Source organism: Kaistia soli DSM 19436, from assembly GCF_900129325.1.
In the GTDB taxonomy this organism is placed as follows: Bacteria; Pseudomonadota; Alphaproteobacteria; order Rhizobiales; family Kaistiaceae; genus Kaistia; species Kaistia soli.
Genome location: NZ_FQUP01000001.1, coordinates 1,412,018 through 1,433,403, shown reverse-complemented (window position 1 = coordinate 1,433,403; position 21,386 = coordinate 1,412,018). Strand labels below are relative to the sequence as shown.

The window sequence follows — 21,386 nt, the reverse complement described above, 5'->3', positions numbered from 1 at the left end:
CAAAGACTTGCACGGCAGAACGGACTCAATCCTCGAACGACTTCACGCAACGCTTGAAGAAGCGAGCCGCCGCTCCTCGTCGACGATATAGTCGCGGATGACCGGCACCGCGTCACGCTCATTGGCGAGCAGGAGCTGGAAGACGAAGTTCGATCCATTGAGGAAGCCGAGCTCGACCGAGGCGAGATAGAAGTCCCACATCCGGCAGAATCGCTCGCCCATCATGGCGACCGCCTCACCGCGCGTCGCCTCATAGCCGCGCCGCCAGTCCCGAATCGTCCAGTAGTAATGCAGGCGCAGATTCTCGCAGTCGGCGCACCACACTCCTGTGCGCTCCAGCGACGCGAAGACCTCACTGAGCGCCGGCACATAGCCGCCGGGGAAGATGTATTTGCGGATGAACGGCGCCGTCGAGCCGGGCGGCGACATGCGGCCGATCGCATGGACGAGCGCAAAGCCGCCGGGTTTCAGCAGGCTGCGGATCTTGCCGAAATAGGCATCGAAATGGCCGACGCCAACATGCTCCATCATGCCGATCGAGACGACGCGATCGAACCGGCCGTCGAGGTCGCGATAGTCGATCTCGCGGAACGTGATCCGGTCCGCGACACCCGCGGCCTCGGCAAGGCGTCGCGATTCAGCCAGTTGCTCCGGCGAGACATTGATCGCCGTGACGCGGGCGCCGCATACCTTGGCCAGATAGATCGCAAGAGCGCCCCAGCCGGAGCCGATCTCGGCCACTTCCATGCCCGGCTCGAGCTTCAGCTTGGCCGCGATATGGCGCAGCTTGTCCTGCTGCGCCCTGGAAAGACTGATCTCGGGCTCGGTGTAATAGGCGCAGGAATAGATCATCGCCTCGTCGAGCCACAGTCGGTAGAAGGCGGTCGGAATGTCGTAGTGATGGCTGGCGTTCTTCGCCGCGAGGCCCAGCGCATTGTTCTGATGGCGACGCTTGAGCGCCCGCCACGCCTTTCGCAGCGCCTTCTGCAGCGGATGGGCGGCGAGACCGGTTCGGTTGACCGAGAAGAGCGACAGAAGATCGAACACGCTGCCGCCATCTTCGATGACGAGCCGGCCGTCCATGTAGGCCTCGGCCGACTTCAATTCCGGGTTGAGAAAGATCTCGCGATCGACCTTGGCGTCCGCCAGGCGGATGGTGACATCAGGCCCGTTGGTGCCGCTGCCGAAGCTCTGTCTGAACCCGTCATGGAAGATGACCGTCAGGCGTCCGTTCCGCACGAAACGCGACAGCAGATTGGGTAACCAACGCATCCGGACATCCCCCACGGCACCGTTCGCCATCATCGCAAGCGACGCCGTCGGCTGCAATCCCGGGTGGGTGCGGTCAGCCGAGTTCGAAGCTCGTGATCCCGAAGATGCGATCGAGCGGCAGGCTGGGCGCCGGTCCCCGGTACATCCGCGCGGTCTCAAACGCCGGCTCGAGGCCGTAGCGTGCGGCGAGCGCCAGCGCTGCGCCGTTCGGCTCCGGCGGATCGATAAAGACGGGTGCACCCTCCGCCTTCTCGGCAAGCGCCCGGAACAACAGGTCGGCACCATCGGCGCTGTCGGCGAAGAGCGGCCCGATCTTGAAGCCGCTCACCGCCGGCCGGATGACGCCATAGCCGCGCACGCTGCCGTCCTCGACCAACGCCACTGCGGCGCGACCGCCGCTACCATCGAGCCACGCGTTCAGAAAAGCGGAACGGCGCGCGGGGAAAAGCCCGGCATCATAGGCGAGGACCGCCGGCGTCAGATCGCCCGAAACCGGCATCAGGCGCACGTCGCGTGGCGGTTCGCAGTCGACCACGCCGCCGAAGCGGATATTGCGATGGGCAAGCGCAAAGCCGGAGTCGCGATAGTTCTCCTGCTGCGCGACCACGCCGTCGAGCCCGATGACACGATGGCCGAGCCGCGCGATACCCGCCCGCCAAGTCTGCCAGCCATAGCCGCGACCGCGGTGCTCGGGGCGGCACATATAAAAGCCGAGAAAGCCGAATGCCTCGCCATAGGCAACAACCGAGATCGCGGTCACCGGCTCGTCGCCGAGGAAACCCATCAGGAAGCCGCCGGGATCGGCCGCATGAAACGCCGACGCGTCTCCGAGGCCCGGATTCCACCCCTCGCCGGCGGCCCATGTGAGGGCCAGGTCGAGATCCTCGCGCGTCATCTCGCGGATCGACAGCATGCTGCTTTGCCCCAGTGGAAAAGTCCCAGCACTTGTTTAGGCATGACGCGCGGGACAATCCAAGCGGCCTAGCCTTCAACTCTTGCCTCCCGATTAGCGGCGCGGCTAACCTCGGCCCAACAGGGCAGCCCCACCTAAATGGCTATGAAGCCCGCCGAGGAATCGTCCCGACTTCAAAGACCGAGTGCGTCCGCGACGCGGCCGCCGCAGGAGGATCATACATGCCAATCGAGACCCGCGCCGCCGGCCGGACGTCGCTGCGACTCTCTACGCTCGGCCTCGGCACTGCGACGCTCGGCGGCAATGTCCGCCCGCCGATTTCCGACGCCGAAGGCCGTGCCATCGTTGAGCGTGCCGTCGAACTTGGCATCCGCTATGTCGATACGGCGCCCTATTACGGCTATGGCCGGTCGGAGCACCTTGTCGGCGATGTGGTCCGCGGCCACCCGGACGTGATGATCTCGACCAAGGTCGGACGCCTGCTCAGGCCGCGCGTGACGCCACAGCCTGAAGGCGACCAGTGGGTCAATCCGCTCCCGTTCGAGCACGTCTACGACTATTCCTATGATGGCGTGATGCGATCCTTCGAGGCGAGCTTCCAGAGGCTCGGCGTCGATCACATCGAACTACTTCTGATCCACGATATCGGCGTTGATCAGCATGGCGCAGCGCTGAACGCAGAGCTGTTCCCGATCGCAATGGATGGCGGCTACCGGGCGCTGGACGAACTGCGCGCGTCCGGTGCGGTGAAAGCGATCGGCCTCGGCGTCAACGAATGGCAGGTGCTGGCCGAGGCGACGAAGCACGGCCAGTGGGACGCGTTCCTGCTCGCGGGGCGCTACACCCTGCTGGAGCAGGAGCCGCTGCACACTTTGTTCCCACTCTGCGAGAAGGCCGGAACCAGCATCATCGTCGGCGGCCCGTTCAATTCCGGCATTCTCGCCGGCCGCGACACCTGGAACTATGCTCGCGCGCCTGAGGCGATCATGACCCGCGCCCGCAAGATCGCAGAGGTCTGCGACGCGCATGATGTCGCGCTTCCCGCCGCCGCGTTGCGTTTTCCGCTTGGCAGCCCGCTCGTCGCCAGCGTCATCCCCGGCCCACGCTCAGCGGCGGAAGTCGGCGAAATCGCCGCCTGGTTCGCAGCCGATATCCCCGCCTCGCTCTGGACCGACCTTCGCACCGAAGGCCTCATCGACCCGGCGTCGCCGATCCCCGCCTGAGCGGCGACCGGGTGCCGCCGTCTGGACAACGCGCGCCGCAAACCCCAGATAGGTCGAACCGCCCCGCCGCAGACCTGCCTGACTGACAAGGACACGCTCGTTCATGGATATCGTGACCGCCGAACTCATTGCGCTCGCGACCGTCGTCCTGATCGACCTCGTGCTCGCCGGCGACAATGCAATCGTGGTCGGCATGGCGGCGGCCGGGCTGCCGAAGGATCTCCGGCGCAAAGCCATCATCATCGGCATCGGCGCCGCCGCGGTGCTCCGCATTATGTTCGCGCTGTTCGCGACCAAGCTACTCGGCGTGATCGGCCTGACACTGGCTGGTGGCATCCTGCTGCTCTGGGTGTGCTGGAAGCTCTGGCGCGAGATCCGCAACGGCCATGGCGCGGAAGAAGCCGAGGGGCATGCTGCGCTCGAGGATCAGCCCGCCGGCACCGGCACCAAGACTCTCAGTCAGGCGCTCAGCCAGATCGTCATCGCCGACGTCTCGATGTCGCTCGACAATGTCCTCGCCGTCGCGGGAACAGCGCGCGATCACACCTGGGTGCTGGTCGTCGGCCTCGTTCTGTCGGTGGCGCTCATGGGCGTTGCCGCCAATTTCGTGGCGCGCATCCTCAAACGCGCGCCCTGGATCGCTTATGTTGGCCTGCTGGTCATCGCCTGGGTTGCCTTCCGCATGATCTGGGATGGCGGCCTGGAGATGTTCCACTTCGCCGATAAGGCCGGCGTGATCTAGCCGGCCTCCCCTGCCTCAGACCTTCAGCATGCCGTCGATCGCATGAGCGTCGATCGCGGCGATCTCGTCGGCCGTGAAGGCGAGGTTGTCGAGCGCTGCGACTGCGTCCTCGATCTGTGAGATACGGCTCGCCCCAATCAGCGCCGAGGTCATGCGGGGATCACGCAGCACCCAGGCAAGGGCCATCTGCGCCAGCGTCTGGCCACGCGCCTTGGCGATCGCGTCAAGCGCTGCCACGCGGCCGAGATTGGCATCCGACAGCACCTTTTCCTGCAGGAAGTGGGAATGGCGCACGCGGCTGTCGGCCGGGATTCCCTTCAGATAGCGGTCGGACAGAACACCCTGCTCCAGCGGCGAGAACACGATGCAGCCCATGCCCTCTTCTTCCAGCGCATCGAGCAACCCGTCGCGCTCCGTCCAGCGATCGAGCATCGAATAGCGCGGTTGATGGATGATGAGCGGCGTGCCGAGCGCCCGCCCGATCGCCGCGGCTTCATGCGTCTGCTGCGAGGAATAGCTGGAAATGCCGACATAGAGCGCCTTGCCCTGCCGGACCATCGCGTCGAGGGCGCCGATCGTTTCCTCGAGCGGCGTGTCCGGGTCGAAGCGGTGCGAATAGAAGATGTCGACATAGTCGAGCTTCATCCGCTTCAGGCTCTGCTCGAGGCTGGCAAACAGATATTTCCGGCTGCCCCATTCGCCATACGGGCCGGGCCACATGTAATAGCCAGCCTTAGATGAAATGATCATCTCGTCGCGATAAGGCTTGAAGTCGCCTTCAACCATCGTTCCGAAGAATTCCTCGGCCGAGCCGGGCGGCGGACCATAGTTATTCGCAAGGTCGAAATGGGTGATGCCGAGATCGAACGCGCGATGACACATCGCCCGCATCGTCTCGACCTTGCCGTCATAGCCGAAATTGTGCCAGAGCCCGAGCGAGATGGCCGGCAGCTTGAGCCCGGTCCGGCCGACACGATTGAAGCGCATCGTGTCGTAGCGTGTGTCGGCGGCGACATAGATCATGAAACGGCTCCGGCGGTCTGAATCGATTTAAGGCCTCGTTTTTTGAGCGTTGCCGCTGCTGCCGTCAAGCGGCTATGAACGGAACTCCAACGCGGGAGGCGAGTATGGTGATGAAGCTGTTCGATCTGACCGGGCGCGTCGCGCTCATCACCGGCTCCAGCCGCGGCATAGGCCTTGCCATCGCGCGCGGCCTGGTCGAGGCTGGTGCGACAGTGGTGCTCAACAGCCGCAGCGAGACGGCGCTCAGCGAGGCCGCCGCTGCGCTGAAAGGCCCCTTCCCCGACCAGGTCTCGACCGCAGCCTTCGACGTAACCGACCAGGATGCCGTTACGGCGGCGGTCGCGGAGATCGAGGCCGAGATCGGGCCCATCGACATCCTCGTCAACAATGCCGGCCTGCAGAAGCGCCTGCCGCTGGAGGACTTCCCCCTCGAGGATTTCCGCCGCGTGCTCGAGACCAATGTCGACGCGCCGTTCATTGTCGGCCAGGCGGTGGCGCGCCACATGATCCCGCGCCGGCGCGGCAAGATCATCAATATCTGCTCGGTGACGAGCGAACTCGGCCGCGCGACCATCACGCCCTATGTGACCTCGAAGGGCGCGGTCAAGATGCTGACCAAGGGCATGTGCGCCGAGTGGGCAAAGCACGGCCTCAATGTGAACGGCATCGGACCCGGCTGGTTCAAGACCGAGTTGAACAGGGCTCTCGTTGAAAGCGAGACCTTCCATGCCTGGCTGACGCAGCGCGCGCCCATGGGTCGCTGGGGTGAACTCGAAGAACTCGCCGGCGCCGCGATCTTCCTCGCCTCGGACGCATCGACCTATGTCAACGGTCACATCCTCTATGTCGATGGCGGCGTGACAGCGGTCGTCTAGCGCTGTCGGAAAGCGTTGTCGCCGTTCGTCCTTGCCGGAAATGGATGAGGAGGACAGCATGCTCGATGGAAAGATTGCGGTCATCTATGGGAGCGGCGGCGCTGTCGGCGGCGCCGTCGCAGAGGCGTTCGCACGGCACGGCGCTCGCGTGGTGCTCGCGGGCCGGACGCAAGCGAAGCTCGAGCGCGTCGCCTGCCGCATCTGGGACAAAGGCGGCCATGCCGCAGCGATGCCCGTCGATGCGCTGGACGCCGACGCTGTCGAACGGCACATGGAGGCGATCGTCGAGCGTTTCGGCCGCATCGACATCTCGTTCAATCTCATCGATGTCGGCGACATCCAGGGCACGCCACTCGTCGACATGCCGGTCGGTAGTTTCGCACAGCCGATCAACCGCGCCATGCACACGCATTTCCTGACGGCGACGGCAGCCGCGCGGCGGATGATGAGCCAGCGCAGTGGCGTGATCCTGGCGCTCACGGCCCAATGTGGCCGCAACCCCTCTCCGACGACCGGCGGCTTCGGGGTCGCCTGCGCGGCGATCGAGGCCCTCTGCCGCCAATTGGCCGCCGAGCTTGGCCCTCACAATATACGCGTTGCCTGCATCCGCTCTGCCGGATCGCCTGACGCACCAGGCCTCAGCGATCTATTCGACGAACATGCCGCCAAGGAAGGGATAGCGCGAGAAGAACTCGACGCCCGCTATGGCGCCTCGACGATGCTCGGCCGTCTGCCGCGGCTCGCCGAAGTCGGCAACGCCGCGGTGCTGCTCGCCTCAGAATATGCTGGCTCGGTCACTGCGGAGATATTCAACCTTACCGCCGGCCAGTTGGCAGATTGAGGGCGGCACTCGTCCGCCCTCGCCTCTTCAGCGCCAGTTGAACAGCGGCTTGTAGCCGAGGACCGTCTTGGCCTTCTCGATAGACAGCAGCGTCTCGTGCGGACCAAAGGGCCGCTTGCGCGTCACGCCCGGGAAGGCCTCGTCGAGCAGTTCCTCATTTGGCTTCCCCATCACCCCGTCTTCATTGGCGATGATGAACACCTCGGCGCCGGTGAGCTTCGATTCAAGCGCGAGGCGGACGGCCTGTGCCGCGTCGCGGGCATCGATATAGGCCCAGAGGTTCCACTTGCGCAGGTTGATGTCCTTGTCGAAATCCGGGAACTCCGAATAGCGATAGGGTGCCATGATGTTGGAGAAGCGCAGGCCAAAGATCTTGAACGAAGGATCCCAGCGGCAGAATTCCTTCGCCATCTCTTCGGACAGGAATTTCGAAAGCGAATAGGCCGTCTCGGGCCGGCCGCGATACTCCTCGTCCACGGGAACGTAGGGCGGCGGCGTTTCAAACGGCAGGCCGAGGACGGTTTCGCTCGACGCCCAAACGACGTTGCGGATGCCGAGCACGCGCGCCGCCTCGAAGATGTTGTAGGTCGAGATCATGTTGGTCTCGAAGATGACGTGGTTCGGGGCAAGGCCCGGCGCCGGGATCGCGGCGAGATGGACAATGCCTTCGACATTCGAGACGCGCTCGTCGATGGCGGAAAGGGCAGCGATCGTCTGGCCGTAATCCGTCAGGTCGGTGCGCGCATACTTGGCGGCCTGGCCGGCCAGCTGCGGCGCGCTGTCGATCGACGTCACCTCATATCCATGCGAGACAAGGTCCTCGACCACGGCGCGGCCCGCAAGGCCGCTTCCTCCCGTCACGATGATCATATTCGTCCTCCTGAATCGATTTAGGGTCTGGACGCGAACTTAGGGCGCTGACCCGCCTTGCGCCAGCGCCGGCATGCCAATGAGGTGATGAAATATGGATCGCGCCCTTCTTCTTGCCGCTGGGCTTGCCGGCGCGCTCGGCGTGGCGCTCGCCGCGGCCGGAGCGCATATCGCGGGTGCCGACCGGCTCGCGACGGCCGGGCAGATGGCCATGGCGCAGGCCCCCGCCCTCCTCGCCCTCGGGCTCTATGGCGTGGCGCGCGGGCGGATCATGACCGTCTCGGCCGCGGCGATCGCGCTCGGCCTGCTGGTCTTTGCCGGCGCGCTCGCTTTCCACGACCTCACTGGTAGCGCAGCGTTGGCCTTTGCCGCGCCCTGGGGCGGCACGGCGATGATCCTCGGCTGGCTCGGCATCGGAATCGCGGCGCTCGCAGGGAAGCGCTGACGGACCCAATCAAACAATCGCGCAACAATCGCCGGCTATCGCTCCCGCAGTCTCAAGCTGACTGCGAGCGCATCATGGCGAAGCAAGAAGGCGTTGTCTCAAAGCAAGCCGGCACTTTGATCCGGCTTGTCCTGGCTTTCGTTACCCCATTCGTCGCGGGCGCATTGGTAGCCGACCGCGCTGCTGCCCAACCACCGTGCACGACGACGGCCCTCGTCTTCGCGATAGACGCTTCAAGCAGTGTCGATGATTCCGCATTCGCGGTTCAGATCGACGGCATCGCCGACGCACTGCGCTCCCGGGATGTGCTGGCGGCGATCCGCTCGGGCGGCGGTCTCTCGGTGGCTGCGGTCCTGTGGGCCGACGACGCCATGGGGGTGCGCGTCATCCCCTGGGATCATCTCTTCGCCGCCGCCGACGCGGCGCGCTTCGCCGGGCGCATCGTGAGGCTGCCGCGCGACCTCGGCGGCAGCACGGACATCGGTGTCGGCCTCTCGCGCGCCCTCGACCTCCTCGAGGATCCCTCGCTTTGCTCGATGCGGCGCGTCGTCGACATATCCGGCAATGGCCGCGAGAGCCGCCGACCCCGCCGACCCGCCAGCGTCACTCTGTCCGCTGCGCGGACCAGAGCCGAGCAACTCGGCGTCACCGTCAACGGCCTCGCCATTGCCGGGAACGAGCCCGGTCTCGGGAGCTATTATCGCACCTTCGTCGCCAGCGGACCCGGCTCATTCGTCATCGATGCCATCGGCATCGGCGATTTCAGGCGGGCGATGCGCATCAAGCTGCTGCGGGAAATCGGAGCACCCGATATCGCGCGGCGGGAACTGCCCAAGTTCCACTTGTCAGGAGACCGGCTCGGCAACCGCGGCGCGCGTCCCGAAGATGCCTGGCACCGCCTGGGCGACCTCCGGCAGGATGATCGCGTCGCCGAACCGGCGGCGAAGGTGGCCAGCCAAGCCGACGATGACGTTCTCGCGCGCCTCGCGGCCAGTATAGAGCCGCGTGCTGGTGTAGTAGCTCCACAATAGCATCGCGCGGGCATATTTCGCGGACAACAGGCGGAGCGTCATGCGCACCGGCAGCGAGGGATCGACCTCACCGGGATTGGCGAATACGAGGCGGAACGGACCCTTGCTGAGCGGGGAGCGCGTGAGGAGCTGTAATTCGCGATCCTTACCCGCGAAATCGCCCGCTCCCATCAGGTGCTGACAAATCGTCGCAACGATGTAGCGCTCGGCGAGCGTCCCCGGCTTGACCAACGCGCGCGCCTGCCAGAGCAATGGCAGCCCGGCCGCGAAATCGTCGCTGAAGCAGCGCATAGCGCCGAGTGTCGTCAAGGCGTGCCCAAGTTCGGTGGCCCGGCGAAAGGCGTCTTCTGCCAGTGACAGGGCCGCCGTGCCATATTCCGGACCGAGAAACTGGAGCAGCTTCGCCGCCGACAGAACATGCTGTGGGCTCGGCATCAGCTCGGGCAACGCCCCGAGAACGAGATCGCGGATGTCCGCTTCGTCGCGCGCACGCGGATCGCTCGTGGCAAGGAAGCGCCAGCCATCCGCGATGTAGCGCGCGTGGATATTGATCGCCAGCATGAGCTTCAGGACGGGGTCGGCCGGCCGCAACTCCCGCAACTTGCGCAGTTGCGCCTCGTTGCGGCGGAAGTTCTCGCCGATCGGGAATGCCTCGTCCTTCACTGAGACCTCGGGCGGCAGGTCCGGGTCGTCGTTGCGGACGAAGGGCGTCCCGGCCTCGTAGATGCGCAGGTCGGACGGCCCGATTTCGGGATTGCCCTCGCCACGCTCCGTGGCAAGGGACAACCACAGCGCCGCCGCATGGTCGCCCGCCGTGACATCCGCCCGTCCGGAAGCATCGACATCCTCGTCGCGCCGTACCTTCAGCACGGCGCCCGTCCCGCAATGCCGCAAGACGGAGACACAGTCGGTCCGGCCGTCGACATCGACGAAGGTCAACTCGATCTGGAATTCGGGCGCGGGCGATGAGGCAGTCCCGGTAAGCGACGCGTCCGGGTCGAGCACCACGCCCCGTTGGTCCGCGATCTCGGCCCGCAGCACCGCGGCGAGTGCCTCCGCGAAAGCGAGCGAGGTACCACCCGGCTCCCCCTCGCCCGACAGCCGCCTGATCGGCCCAACGATAAGGAATGGGGGAACTGTCTCAGAGGCAGGCCTGCGCGGCGTAGCGATCCAGACATAGCCCTCGCCATAGCGCGTCGCGATGAAGATCGGCTGCCGCGCCGGATCGCCGAGCTTGGATCGCACGCGGGCGACGACGAAATCGATATTGCGGTCTCCGGCATCCGAGCCCAGACCTGAGATGGCATCGAGCAGTTGGTCCCTAGTACAGAGCGCCCCCGCATGGGCGACGAGGTGGGCGAGCAGACGCCGCTCCGCCCGCGTAAACGCGATGGAGCTGCCATCCTCGCGTCGAGCGGACGTGAAATCTGCTGCAAAGGCGAAACCGGCAAAGCACATCGCATCGGACATGGCGTTGCGTCCAATCAAGACCCCGTCGGTGCGCTGTCCCCCGCGCCAGCACCGCGAGCCAGTTGCAGAGGCCGTTTCGCGCGTGTGCCCATCAGAGGGCAAGTGCAGCGCGCCGACAAGACCCCAGGGTCAGGACTCGGTTGGAGAGTGACCTGAGGGCTGGCCTTTCGCCCACGTGTCGTCTAACCATGCGCGCCACACCGACCATCGCTAGAAGCACGCAGATCCCATGGACGCCTCCACCGGACCCGTCGACCGCCGACGGACATTCGCCATCATCTCGCATCCCGACGCGGGCAAGACGACGCTGACCGAAAAGCTGCTGCTGATGGGCGGCGCGATTCAGCTCGCCGGTGAGGTCAAGGGCAAGCGCGACCGTCGCCAGACCCGTTCGGACTGGATGGGCATCGAGCGCGAACGCGGCATCTCGGTCGTCACTTCGGTGATGACGTTTGAATATGGCGGCAGGATCTTCAACCTGCTCGATACGCCGGGCCACGAAGACTTTTCGGAAGATACCTACCGGACACTGACGGCCGTCGATTCCGCCGTCATGGTGATCGACGCCGCCAAGGGCATCGAAGATCGCACGCGAAAATTGTTCGAGGTCTGCCGCCTGCGCGACATCCCGATCGTGACATTCGTCAACAAGCTGGACCGCGAGACACGCGACCCGTTCGACCTGCTCGACGAGATCGAGAAGGTGCTGGCGCTCGACACCGTGCCGATGACCTGGCCGATCGGCCGGGGCCGCGACTTCGCCGGCACTTACGACATCATCGCGCGCACGGTCCGCCGCATCGACACCGACGATGCCGTCATCCCGGTCTCAGGCCCCAATGATCCGCAGATCGACGGCCTGACCACGCCGGAAGCCGTTGCCAGCTTCCGCGAAGAGATGGAGCTGATCGAGGGAGCGGGTAACGGTTTCGACACCGACAGCTTCCGCCAAGGCCACCTGACGCCGGTCTATTTCGGTTCGGCGCTCCGTAATTTCGGCGTCCACGACCTGATCGACGCGCTTGCAGCCTTCGCACCGTCGCCGCGGCCCCAGCAGGCCGAAGGCCGTGTGGTGGAGCCGACCGAGGAAAAGATGTCGGGCTTCGTGTTCAAGATCCAGGCGAACATGGATCCGAACCACCGCGACCGCATCGCATTCCTGCGTGTCTGCTCGGGCAAACTGCAGCGCGGCATGAAAGCGAAGCTCGTGCGCACCGGCAAGCCGATCCCGCTGTCGAGCCCGCAATTCTTCTTCGCGCAGGACCGCCTGCTGGCCGACGAAGCCTTTGCCGGCGACGTGGTCGGCATTCCCAATCACGGAACCCTGCGCATCGGCGATACCCTGACCGAGGGTGAGAATCTCGTCTTCCGCGGCGTGCCGAGCTTTGCGCCGGAAATCCTGCGCCGCATCCGCCTGCAGGATCCGATGAAGGCCAAGAAGCTGAAGGAAGCGCTGCAGCAGATGGCTGAGGAAGGCGTCGTTCAGGTCTTCTTGCCACAGGACGGCTCGCCCGCGATCATCGGTGTCGTCGGCGCGCTCCAGCTCGACGTGCTCAAGGAGCGCATGCAGGTCGAATATGGCCTGCCCATCGACTTCGAGCCGTCGCGTTTCACAGTCTGCCGCTGGGTCACCGGCACCGACAAGGATGCGCTCAATATGTTCGTGGAGCGCCACCGCAGCTCGATGGCCTCCGATCTCGACGGCGCGCCGGTCTTCATGGCGCCCTCCGCCTTCGAGCTCCGCTACGAGCTCGATCGCGCTCCGACGATCACCGCCAGCGAGATCAAGGACTATCAGCGCCAGCAGGCGGCGTGACGCCAAAACGGCGTCACTCACCGTTTGCTTGTGACCGCCGAATCCGGTAATCGGCCGCTATTGCTTCATGGGGTGGATCTATGAGCGAACTGGCGGTCTTCAGCGGTCACGCTAACCCCGATCTCGCACAAGAGATTTGCGCTCATCTCAAGGTTCCGTTGCTCCCGACACGGCTGAAGCGCTTTTCAAACGATTGCCTGGAAGTGCAGTTGCAAGCGAACTGCCGCGATCAGGACGTGTTTCTGATCCAGCCGCTCACGGCGCCGGTGCAGGAAAACCTGTTCGAGCTGATGCTGATGCTCGACGCCGCGCGCGGTGCATCGGCCGCCCGCATTACCGCTGTCATTCCGTATTTTTCCTATGCAAGGTCCGACAAGAAGGACGCGCCGCGCATCTCCCTCGGCGGGCGTCTAGTCGCCGATCTCCTGTCGACAGCCGGCGCGAGCCGCGTACTGACCATGACGCTGCACTCGCCCCAGGTGCACGGGTTCTTCAGCGTCCCCGTCGACCAGCTCCATGCGCTCGACGAGCTGTCGTCGCATTTTCAATCTTATGATCTGAGTAGCGGGGTCGTCGTCTCTCCAGATCTTGGCAACGCCAAGAACGCCGCCGCGTTTGCGAGACGGCTGGGCGTTCCTGTCGCGGCCGGTGCCAAGGAACGCATCAGCGATACGCAGGTGCGCATCTCGACCTTGATCGGCGATGTCAGGGACCGCGACGTCATCGTCCTCGACGACGAAATCGCCAGCGGCGGCTCGATCCTGGAATTGCTGCAGCATCTGCGTTCCGGCGGCGCCCGTTCGGTGCGCATCGCCACGACGCACGGCATTTTCGCTGGCGACAGCCTCCAGCGCCTGGCATCCGAGCCTGATATCGTCGAGATCGTCTGCACCAATACCGTGCCGCTATCGGATGCGAAGCGGGTACCGAAATTGACGGTTCTGTCCGTTGCGCCGGCGCTCGCCGAGGCAATGCGGCGCATCAATTGCGGCGAATCCGTCAGCGCATTGTTTTATGCAGATCAGGACGCAGCCAAGATCGCCGCGGAGTAAAGCGGTAGAGCGACGTTGCGGGAGCCCGATGATGGCGACCAGCCCCGATGACCTCCGCCGCATATTCCTGGCGCTTCCAGGCGTTGCCGAGAGCACGCATCACGGCACGATGTCGTTCATGGTCGCCAAGCGCTTTCTCGGCCGCATTCGCGATGAGGATACGGTCTTTGCGCTCCGCTGCGAGTTGGACGAACGCGACTTTCTGATCGAGATCGAGCCTGAGGCGTTCTTTACGACCGATCATTATCGCGGCTATCCCTATGTGCTGATCCGCCTCGCCGCGATCGACGCCGAACGGATGGCGCCGCTGGTGGAGCGCGCATGGCGCATGGCCGCACCGAAACGGCTGATCGCCAGTTACGACCAGGCGCGGGCGGCTGAAGGCTGACACGCTGGTCGGATACGCAGTGCGGCAGACATGTGACGGCGCACGGCGATCGCCCCGAATGCCAGCGACGGCGTTGCATTCTCGGCGCGGGAATGGCACGTGTCGCCGAGGATATGACGCCTTTCGGAGGTTTCTCGATGCTGAAGGCCGGGCTGCGGCTCCTCACCATGGTTCTCGTGACGACGGTGGCAGGCGCCGCTTCTGCCGCGACCTGCGCCAACAATGGAGCGGGTTTCACAGCCTGGCTGAAGGACTTCGAAGGCCAGGCGCTGGCCAGTGGCATCTCCCCGGCGACGGTATCCTCGGCGCTCGACGGCCTGTCCTATGCACCCGACGTCATCGCCAAGGACCGCGCACAGAACGTCTTCGCACAGAACTTCCTGCAGTTTTCCGATCGCATGGTCGCGAAATACCGCTTGCAGAAGGGCGCTCAGCTGATCAAGTCGAACGCCAAGCTCTTCGCACGCATCGACAAGGACTACGGCGTCCCCGCGCCGGTTCTCGTCGCCTTCTGGGGCCTGGAAACCGATTTCGGTGCCAATCTCGGCGATATGCCGACTTTGCGCTCGCTGGCGACGCTCGCCTATGACTGCCGCCGATCGGACCTCTTCCGCGACCAGTTGATGGCAGCGCTGACCGTCATCGACCGCGGCGATCTGACAGCCGCCGAGATGAAGGGGCCTTGGGCCGGTGAACTCGGCCAGGTCCAGTTCCTCGCCACGCACTACCGTGACTTCGCCGTCGACTATGACGGCGACGGCAAGCGCGACCTGCTGCATTCAACAGCGGACGTGCTCGCCTCGGCCGCCGCCCTGCTGGTGCATGAAGGCTGGCAGCGCAATGAGCCCTGGCTGACCGAAATCCGTGTCCCCTCTACGATGGATTGGTCGCAATCCGATCTCTCGGTCCGCAAGAGTGTCGCCGAATGGCAGAGCCTCGGCATCACCGCGGCTCCCGGCTCGACGCTCGGCCCCGCAAGCCTGCCGGCGACACTGATCCTGCCGATGGGACGCAATGGCCCAGCCTTCCTCGGCTATGCCAATTTCGACGTCTATCTGCAGTGGAACCAGTCCTTTGTCTATGCGCTGACCGCCGCCTATTACGCGACCCGGCTTGCCGGCGCGCCGCCCGTCAGCCGCGGTGGCAATGTCGACGGTCTCTCCTTCAAGGAAGTGCAGGAGCTGCAGACACTGCTCGCCAAGCGCGGCCATCCGGTCGGCAAGGCCGATGGCATGATCGGTTCGGGCACCCGCGCCTCCGTCCGCGCCGCACAGCTCGAACTCGGCCTGCCGCCGGATGGTTATCCGGACACCGCTCTCCTGCAGAAGCTGCGCGCCGGCGGCTGATCTGCCGACCCTTGCAGCGGCCGGGGAGAATGTCTTTTTCGGTCGGTCGCTGGAGCGGATGCCTGTGACGCTGAGCTTGCGGCGACTATGCCGCTGGTGCCGCTTGTCGCGCCGCCCTCCTTCTCATCAGCGCCACCTTCTTCCAGGCCGGTACGTTCGTGCGGACGGCGGTCGCTTATCGCCCATCCTCTTCACGGCGGTGATGCTGTTCTATCCGACGCCGATCAGCTCCTTCATCGGCGGTGCACTGCCGATGGCCGTGCCGAACGTGCTGCTGAAGCTTCGTGGCTTCGCTTACTTCCAGCAGGATCGACCCGCCTGAACGGGAAGCCATCTGCCGCGGCGGCGCTTCGGCGGCGGAAGGATTACCCGACGCGGCGCTCAAAATAAAATCTACTTCCTTTATCGAGATAGGCGTCATTGCCTAGTCTTGGGCCACGGTCGAGTGGTCGATCGTCGCGGCGATTTGAGGATCATTGGATCCGTGAGGCTTGCCCCGCGCCAACAACGGCTAAGCCCCGAGGGGGGACACGTCCATGACCGAACGGCTCTGTTGACGCGCCACGCGATGGCCGCCGCGCCTTGGATCACCAGCGCGGCACTCCGTACCAAGCATCAGATGAACACAAGCGCCGCAAGGGACCGATCGAGCCCGCGCGCATGTCAGGACACACCATGAGCCACATCACCCGCAGAACTCTCCTCGCCACCGCCGCCGCGGTCGGCCTCACTTTCGCCGCGGGCGTCAATGCCAAGGCAGCCGAGGAGCAGAAAGTCACGATCGCCTACCAGACCGTCGTCGAGCCCTCCAAAATTCCGCAGGCCGAGGGCACCTATGAGAAGGCCGCCAAGGCCAGTATCGACTGGAAGAAGTTCGACTCGGGCGCGGACGTCATCGCTGCCATTGCTTCGGGCGCGGTCGATATCGGCTATGTCGGGTCGAGCCCGCTCGCCGCCGCCGCCAGCCGCGAACTGCCGATCGAGACGATCTATGTCGTCGGACTGATCGGCGAAAGCGAGGCGCTGGTCGTGCGTGACGGCGCCAAGATCTCTGAGCCGAAGGACCTCGTCGGCAAGAAGATCGCCGTCCCCTTCGTTTCGACTACCCATTATAGCCTTCTGGCCGCTCTGAAGCATTGGGACATCGACCCGAAGTCGGTCGAGATCCTCAATCTGCGACCGCCGGAGATCGCGGCCGCATGGCAGCGTGGTGATATCGACGCCGCCTATGTCTGGGATCCGGCGCTTGGCAAGATCAAAGAGAACGGCAAGGTTCTGACGGACTCGGCCGAGGTCGGAAAATGGGGCGCACCGACTTTCGACGCCTGGATCGTGCGCAAGGATTTCGCCGAAAAGCACCCCGCGATCGTCGCCTCCTTCGTGAAGGTGACGGGCGCTGCCTATGCCGACTTCAAGGCTAAGGGCGCGAGCTGGGATGCGAAATCGCCTGAGGCCGCGAAGATCTCTAGGCTGACCGGCGCCAAGGTCGACGAAGTGCCGGCGCTGCTCAAGGGCTATCACTTCCCGCAGCTCGACGAGCAGGCCTCGGCCGCCCTTCTCGGCGGCGGCACGGTCAAGGCCGTCGCCGACGCTTCGAACTTCCTCAAGGAGCAGGGCAAGATCCCGGCCGTGCTGCCGGACTACGCTCCCTATGTCACGACCACATTCGTGACCGAGGCGCTCGCCTCCAACTGATGCCGCTTTCGGGGAAGGCGGCACCCCGAAGCGCATCTGGCCCGTTTCGTGTCCTCTGGCACGAAACGGGCCGACGGCATTTTGGTCCTGTTGAGGAGTGCGCCATGGCTCATCTCGCCATCGAGTCGGTATCGCTGCGCTATGACGATGGCCCGCAAGTGCTCGGCGGCGTGTCGCTCGACCTTCGCGACGGCGAATTCCTTGTGGTGGTCGGACGCTCCGGTTGCGGCAAGACCTCGCTGCTGAATCTGGCAGCCGGTTTCGTCCCGCCAACCACGGGCCGCGTCGCCGTCAACGGCGTCGCGATCACGGGACCAGGTGCCGATCGCGCCGTGGTGTTCCAGGACGACGCGTTGTTTCCGTGGCTCTCCACGGCCGAGAACGTTGCGTTGGGACCGCGCCTTTCCGGCATCGGCAAGGCCGAACGCCGCCGCATAGCGGAGAACCAGCTCGCGATTGTCGGCCTGGAAGGGCTGGCGGATCGGCCGATCTGGCGTCTTTCCGGTGGTCAGCGCCAGCGCGTCGGCCTCGCGCGAGCCTTGGCGGCCCGGCCAACCTTCCTTCTGATGGACGAGCCTCTCGGAGCGCTCGACGCGATGACGCGCGAGGCGATGCAGGAGCTCCTCGTCGAAGTCTGGGCTAAGAGCGGTGCCGGCGTGCTGCTGATCACCCACGGCGTCGAGGAGGCGCTGTTCCTGGCAACCCGCATCGTGGTCATGGCCCCAAATCCCGGCCGCATCGTCAAGACGCTCAACGTCGATTTCAGCAGGCGCCGTCTCGCCGGCGAAAGCGCCCGATCGATCAAGTCGAGCCGCGATTTCGTCGCGATGCGCGAGGCGCTGCTGGACGCCATCTTCGAAAGGGAAGCCGCATGAGCCTCGATCTCGCCGAAGCCGTACTGGCGCCAGATGAACCGACCGATCATCGGCCGAGCAGGAAGCGTGGTGCCGTGCCCGTGCGGCTGATCAGCTTCGCGACGCTCGCCGTGCTGCTCGCTGCCTGGCAGGTCTCGGCGAGCCTGGCACTTGTGCCGTCGCTGTTTCTGCCGGCACCGGCTGCCGTGTTTGGGCAGTTCGTCGCCGTCGCGCGCGACGGCTTCGTCGACGCGACCCTTGCACAGCATCTGGCAGCGAGCCTTGGCCGCGTCTTCGCCGCCCTGACGGCGGCGATCGTGGTCGGCGTGCCGATCGGCTTCGCCATCGGCGCGAGCCCGGTCGGACGGGGCATCTTCGATCCGCTGATCGAGATCCTCCGACCGATCCCGCCGCTTGCCTATCTGCCACTGGTCATCATATGGTTCGGAATCGGAGAGCCATCCAAAATCCTGATCATCGCGATCGCGATGCTGGCGCCGATCGTCATCGCGACAGCGTCCGGCGTGCGCGCCGTTGCGACAGACAGATTGAACGCGGCTCGTGCGCTGGGGGCGACGCGGCGCCAGTTGGTGCGACACGTCGTGCTGCCGAGCGCGCTGCCGAGCGTCCTCACCGGGGTGCGGATCGCGCTCGGCACGGGCTGGTCGACCCTGGTAGCCGCAGAACTCGTCGCCGCGTCGAGAGGCCTTGGCTTCATGATCCAGTCGGCGGCGCAGTTTCTCGTCACCGACGTCGTGGTGATGGGCATTCTCGTCATCGCCGCAGTCGCATTCGCGCTCGAAGCCTTGATCCGTCTCGTTGAACGTTGGCTGGTGCCCTGGGCCGGAAAGGCCTGAGCCTCAGAGCCCCAAGGTGCATCGGCGGCGTTGGCAGGGCATCGCGAGCATCGCCGCGAGCAGAGCGCAAATTGCGCTCGAAATGAAGTGACCGACCCCACTGTCAGATTGTCATGGCGCCCGTAGCGTCGTTCGACAGGCAGGCGCAATTCACGGCCGGACAGGCTAGGATGAGCGGCGCCGCCAAAGAGCGCCACGAAGGGATCGGAAGCTCATGTCCATCTGGATCGTCATAGCGATCATCGTCGCTCTCGGCGCCTATGCCGTGGCGCTCTACAACAAGCTCGTGCGGCAGCGCAATCTCGTCCGCGAGGGCTGGAGCGGCATCGATGTGCAACTAAAGCGCCGTGCCGACCTCGTCCCCAATCTCGTCGAGACCGTGAAGGGCTATGCCGCCCACGAAAAGGGCATCTTCGAGGATGTGGCCGACAAGCGCGCTGCCAGCATGAAGGCGGGCACGGTCGAGAGTCAGGCTGCCGCCGACGCAGCCTTGTCCGGGGCACTCGGCCGCTTGATCGCGATTGCCGAGGCCTATCCCGAACTGAAGGCCGATGCGAATTTCCGCCAGTTGCAGACCGAACTCGCCGGCATCGAGGACCAGATGCAGATGGCGCGGCGTTACTACAATGCCACGGCGCGCGATCTCAACACCTCGGTCCAATCCTTCCCCGCCGTGCTGATCGCGAATACGCTCGGCTTCAAGGAGGAACCCTTCTACGAGATCGAGGACCGTGCAGCAGCGTCGATCCCGCCCAAGGTCACATTCTGAGGACGATGATGTCCCGCCTCCTCATTGCCGGCATCGCCCTGCTGGCGACCCTGGCTCCTGCGATGGCGGAGGAGCGCATTCTCTCCTTCGTCAGCGATGTGGTCGTCGCCCGTAACGGCGATCTCGACGTGACGGAAACGATCCGTATCGAGGCCGAAGGCGAGCAGATCCGACACGGCATCGTGCGCGATTTCCCGACGCGCTATCAGGACAGGCGCGGCGCCTCGGTGGTCGTCGGTTTTTCGGTCGAAGGCATCAGTCGCGACGGGAAGGCGGAGCCCTACGCACTTGAGCAGATCGGCAACGGAACGCGCATCCGGATAGGCTCCGCCGACGCGCTCGTTCCGAAAGGGCCGCATGACTATGTCATTCACTACAAGACGACGCGGCAGATCGGCTTCTTTTCCGATTTCGACGAACTGACCTGGAACGCTACGGGAACCGACTGGACGTTTCCTATCGAGAGCGCAGAAGCGCGGATCACGCTTCCAGAAGCGGTGTCGTTCCAAAACTTCATCGCCTATACCGGGCCACCCGGCTCGCGCGACCATGCGGCTTCCGTGATCTGGGACACGGCTCATCCGGGTACGCTGCTCTTCCGCACGACGGCGCCGCTGGCGATTGGCAGCGGTCTCACCGTTTCTGCCTCATGGCAAAAAGGCATCGTCGACCCGCCCTCCTTTGAGCGCCGGGCGCTCTGGTGGATCTTCGACAATCTCGGCGCACTGGCGGCACTCGCTGGCAGCGTCGTCACGCTCGCCTATTTCTTCCTGGCGTGGCTCAAAGTCGGCCGCGATCCGCCGCGCGGGCCGATGGTGCCGCTGTTCGCACCGCCCGATGGGCTGTCGGCCGCCGCCGCGCGCTATGTCTCGGCGATGGCCTTTGATGATCGCGCCTTCACAGCCGCCCTGCTCGATCTTGGCGTGCATGGTCATCTGCAACTGGCCGATAGCGGCGCCGCGCTCGTCGTGACGCGCCAGGACAGCCCGACATCGCTGGCAGCTCCCGAGACCGACATGGAGGCGGCGCTGTTCGGCGCCTCTGCCGCTGTGCCGCTGGTGCAGAAGAACCATACGGTGCTGCAGACGGCGAAGACGGCTCTATCGCGCGGCCTCGCCCGCAGCTATGCCGGCACGATCTTCCACTGGAACGGCGGCTGGCTCGCGGTGGGATTGCTGCTGACCGCGGTGACCTACATCTTCACGGGGCTGGGTCTCGCGCTGTCGATGGGCGGCGATCGCGGCGTGCAGGCGATTGTCGGGCTGCTCTTCGCTTCAGTCGCCGGCATCGTGGTCGGCATTGCACTGAATGCCGGACAGACGGGGCAGTCCCTCTTCTCGCGCCTCCTGACATGGATCTTTCTCGGCGTCTTTGCGATCGCCTTTGGCGGGGCCGGGGTCATCGCGTTTGCCGAGACCATCGTGGCGCCGTTCGATGCCGCGCCGCTATTGCTGCCGGCGGTTGTGCTGCCGGTGCTCGTCTCGTCCTTCGGCTGGATGCGAAGCCCGACCGCGGCGGGGCAGAAGCTGCGCGATTCTGTCGCCGGCTTCCGCCATTATCTCGGTACCGCCGAGGAGCACCGCCTGGAGGTTCTGCATCCGCCCGAGAAGACGCCGGCGCTTTTCGAGCGCTATCTGCCTTATGCAGTGGCGCTCGATGTCGAGAATGCCTGGGCCGCCAAGTTTGCCGACATTCTCGCGACGGCGGGTGCTTCGGCCGCCGTGGCCAGCTGGTACATGACCAGTTCGCACCGCGATCCCTCGAGCCTAGTCGACCGACTGGGATCGAGCCTTTCCCAAACCGTTGCTGCGGCCTCGACCGCCCCTGGATCGAGCTCCGGCTCGACCGGCGGCGGGTCGTCGGGTTCGGGCGGCGGCGGCGGTGGCGGTTCGGGCTGGTAGGCG

At 65.1% G+C, this 21,386-nt stretch carries 19 protein-coding genes and 1 pseudogene; 15 read left to right on the top strand and 5 right to left on the bottom strand.

Annotated features, from left to right (window positions below):
• Positions 1-42: 42 nt before the first annotated feature.
• Both BUB39_RS07020 and BUB39_RS07015 read right to left on the bottom strand, forming a co-directional pair.
• On the bottom strand, positions 43-1,272 hold the full coding sequence (locus BUB39_RS07020) for an SAM-dependent methyltransferase (protein WP_073052845.1): 1,230 nt from the start codon (positions 1,270-1,272) through the stop codon (positions 43-45).
• Between the two features lie 73 nt (positions 1,273-1,345).
• Complete coding sequence (locus tag BUB39_RS07015) at positions 1,346-2,185, bottom strand: GNAT family N-acetyltransferase (protein WP_073052221.1); 840 nt, start codon at positions 2,183-2,185, stop codon at positions 1,346-1,348.
• Positions 2,186-2,406: 221 nt separating this feature from the next.
• On the opposite strand from BUB39_RS07015, the gene BUB39_RS07010 reads away from it, so the two are divergent.
• Both BUB39_RS07010 and BUB39_RS07005 read left to right on the top strand, forming a co-directional pair.
• Positions 2,407-3,408 (top strand): aldo/keto reductase, encoded by a 1,002-nt coding sequence (locus BUB39_RS07010; protein ID WP_073052220.1) that lies wholly within the window; start codon positions 2,407-2,409, stop codon positions 3,406-3,408.
• A gap of 103 nt (positions 3,409-3,511) precedes the next feature.
• The gene (locus BUB39_RS07005) at positions 3,512-4,150 is read left to right on the top strand and encodes a YjbE family putative metal transport protein (RefSeq protein ID WP_073052219.1); all 639 of its coding nucleotides are present in this window, start codon (positions 3,512-3,514) and stop codon (positions 4,148-4,150) included.
• A gap of 15 nt (positions 4,151-4,165) precedes the next feature.
• Here BUB39_RS07005 and mgrA read toward each other — a convergent pair whose 3' ends face one another.
• The gene (gene mgrA / locus BUB39_RS07000; protein WP_073052218.1) at positions 4,166-5,173 is read right to left on the bottom strand and encodes an L-glyceraldehyde 3-phosphate reductase; all 1,008 of its coding nucleotides are present in this window, start codon (positions 5,171-5,173) and stop codon (positions 4,166-4,168) included.
• A 104-nt stretch (positions 5,174-5,277) separates the two neighbouring features.
• Between mgrA and BUB39_RS06995 the strand changes: the two genes are divergently transcribed.
• Both BUB39_RS06995 and BUB39_RS06990 read left to right on the top strand, forming a co-directional pair.
• Entirely contained in the window at positions 5,278-6,048 is a 771-nt protein-coding gene (locus BUB39_RS06995; RefSeq protein ID WP_210187041.1) for a glucose 1-dehydrogenase, read from the top strand.
• A 58-nt stretch (positions 6,049-6,106) separates the two neighbouring features.
• Positions 6,107-6,889: an SDR family NAD(P)-dependent oxidoreductase gene (locus BUB39_RS06990; RefSeq protein ID WP_073052844.1), complete on the top strand. Its 783-nt coding sequence runs from the start codon at positions 6,107-6,109 to the stop codon at positions 6,887-6,889.
• A 27-nt stretch (positions 6,890-6,916) separates the two neighbouring features.
• On the opposite strand, the gene BUB39_RS06985 is transcribed toward BUB39_RS06990, so the two are convergent.
• Positions 6,917-7,759 (bottom strand): NAD-dependent epimerase/dehydratase family protein, encoded by an 843-nt coding sequence (locus BUB39_RS06985; RefSeq protein ID WP_073052216.1) that lies wholly within the window; start codon positions 7,757-7,759, stop codon positions 6,917-6,919.
• Between the two features lie 94 nt (positions 7,760-7,853).
• On the opposite strand from BUB39_RS06985, the gene BUB39_RS06980 reads away from it, so the two are divergent.
• Positions 7,854-8,204, top strand: coding sequence for a DUF423 domain-containing protein (locus BUB39_RS06980; RefSeq protein WP_073052215.1), 351 nt, complete (start codon positions 7,854-7,856; stop codon positions 8,202-8,204).
• Between the two features lie 74 nt (positions 8,205-8,278).
• Positions 8,279-8,995 (top strand): annotated as a pseudogene (locus BUB39_RS25725) (DUF1194 domain-containing protein); the annotation flags it as partial.
• 54 nt (positions 8,996-9,049) lie between these two features.
• Here the strand turns inward: BUB39_RS25725 and BUB39_RS06970 are convergent.
• A complete protein-coding gene (locus tag BUB39_RS06970; RefSeq protein WP_073052213.1) occupies positions 9,050-10,705 on the bottom strand; it encodes a winged helix-turn-helix domain-containing protein in 1,656 nt (551 codons plus the stop codon).
• 229 nt (positions 10,706-10,934) lie between these two features.
• On the opposite strand from BUB39_RS06970, the gene BUB39_RS06965 reads away from it, so the two are divergent.
• From BUB39_RS06965 to BUB39_RS06925, 9 genes are all read left to right on the top strand, one after another.
• The gene (locus BUB39_RS06965) at positions 10,935-12,521 is read left to right on the top strand and encodes a peptide chain release factor 3 (protein ID WP_073052212.1); all 1,587 of its coding nucleotides are present in this window, start codon (positions 10,935-10,937) and stop codon (positions 12,519-12,521) included.
• Positions 12,522-12,601: 80 nt separating this feature from the next.
• Positions 12,602-13,573, top strand: a complete 972-nt coding sequence (locus tag BUB39_RS06960; RefSeq protein ID WP_073052211.1) for a ribose-phosphate diphosphokinase — start codon at positions 12,602-12,604, stop codon at positions 13,571-13,573.
• 31 nt (positions 13,574-13,604) lie between these two features.
• Positions 13,605-13,961 carry an MmcQ/YjbR family DNA-binding protein gene (locus BUB39_RS06955; RefSeq protein ID WP_073052210.1) on the top strand — a complete coding sequence of 119 codons (357 nt, stop codon included), beginning with the start codon at positions 13,605-13,607 and terminating at the stop codon, positions 13,959-13,961.
• A 92-nt stretch (positions 13,962-14,053) separates the two neighbouring features.
• Positions 14,054-15,307, top strand: a complete 1,254-nt coding sequence (locus tag BUB39_RS06950) for a lytic murein transglycosylase (protein ID WP_244540169.1) — start codon at positions 14,054-14,056, stop codon at positions 15,305-15,307.
• 675 nt (positions 15,308-15,982) lie between these two features.
• Positions 15,983-17,002 carry a taurine ABC transporter substrate-binding protein gene (gene tauA / locus BUB39_RS06945; RefSeq protein WP_073052209.1) on the top strand — a complete coding sequence of 340 codons (1,020 nt, stop codon included), beginning with the start codon at positions 15,983-15,985 and terminating at the stop codon, positions 17,000-17,002.
• Positions 17,003-17,106: 104 nt separating this feature from the next.
• Entirely contained in the window at positions 17,107-17,877 is a 771-nt protein-coding gene (locus tag BUB39_RS06940) for a taurine ABC transporter ATP-binding protein (RefSeq protein ID WP_073052208.1), read from the top strand.
• Positions 17,874-18,713, top strand: a complete 840-nt coding sequence (locus tag BUB39_RS06935; RefSeq protein WP_073052207.1) for an ABC transporter permease subunit — start codon at positions 17,874-17,876, stop codon at positions 18,711-18,713. The genes BUB39_RS06940 and BUB39_RS06935 overlap by 4 nt, the downstream gene beginning before the upstream one ends.
• 220 nt (positions 18,714-18,933) lie before the next feature.
• Entirely contained in the window at positions 18,934-19,482 is a 549-nt protein-coding gene (locus BUB39_RS06930; protein ID WP_073052842.1) for a LemA family protein, read from the top strand.
• An 8-nt stretch (positions 19,483-19,490) separates the two neighbouring features.
• Positions 19,491-21,383 (top strand): DUF2207 domain-containing protein, encoded by a 1,893-nt coding sequence (locus tag BUB39_RS06925; RefSeq protein WP_175561765.1) that lies wholly within the window; start codon positions 19,491-19,493, stop codon positions 21,381-21,383.
• Positions 21,384-21,386 lie beyond the last annotated feature (3 nt).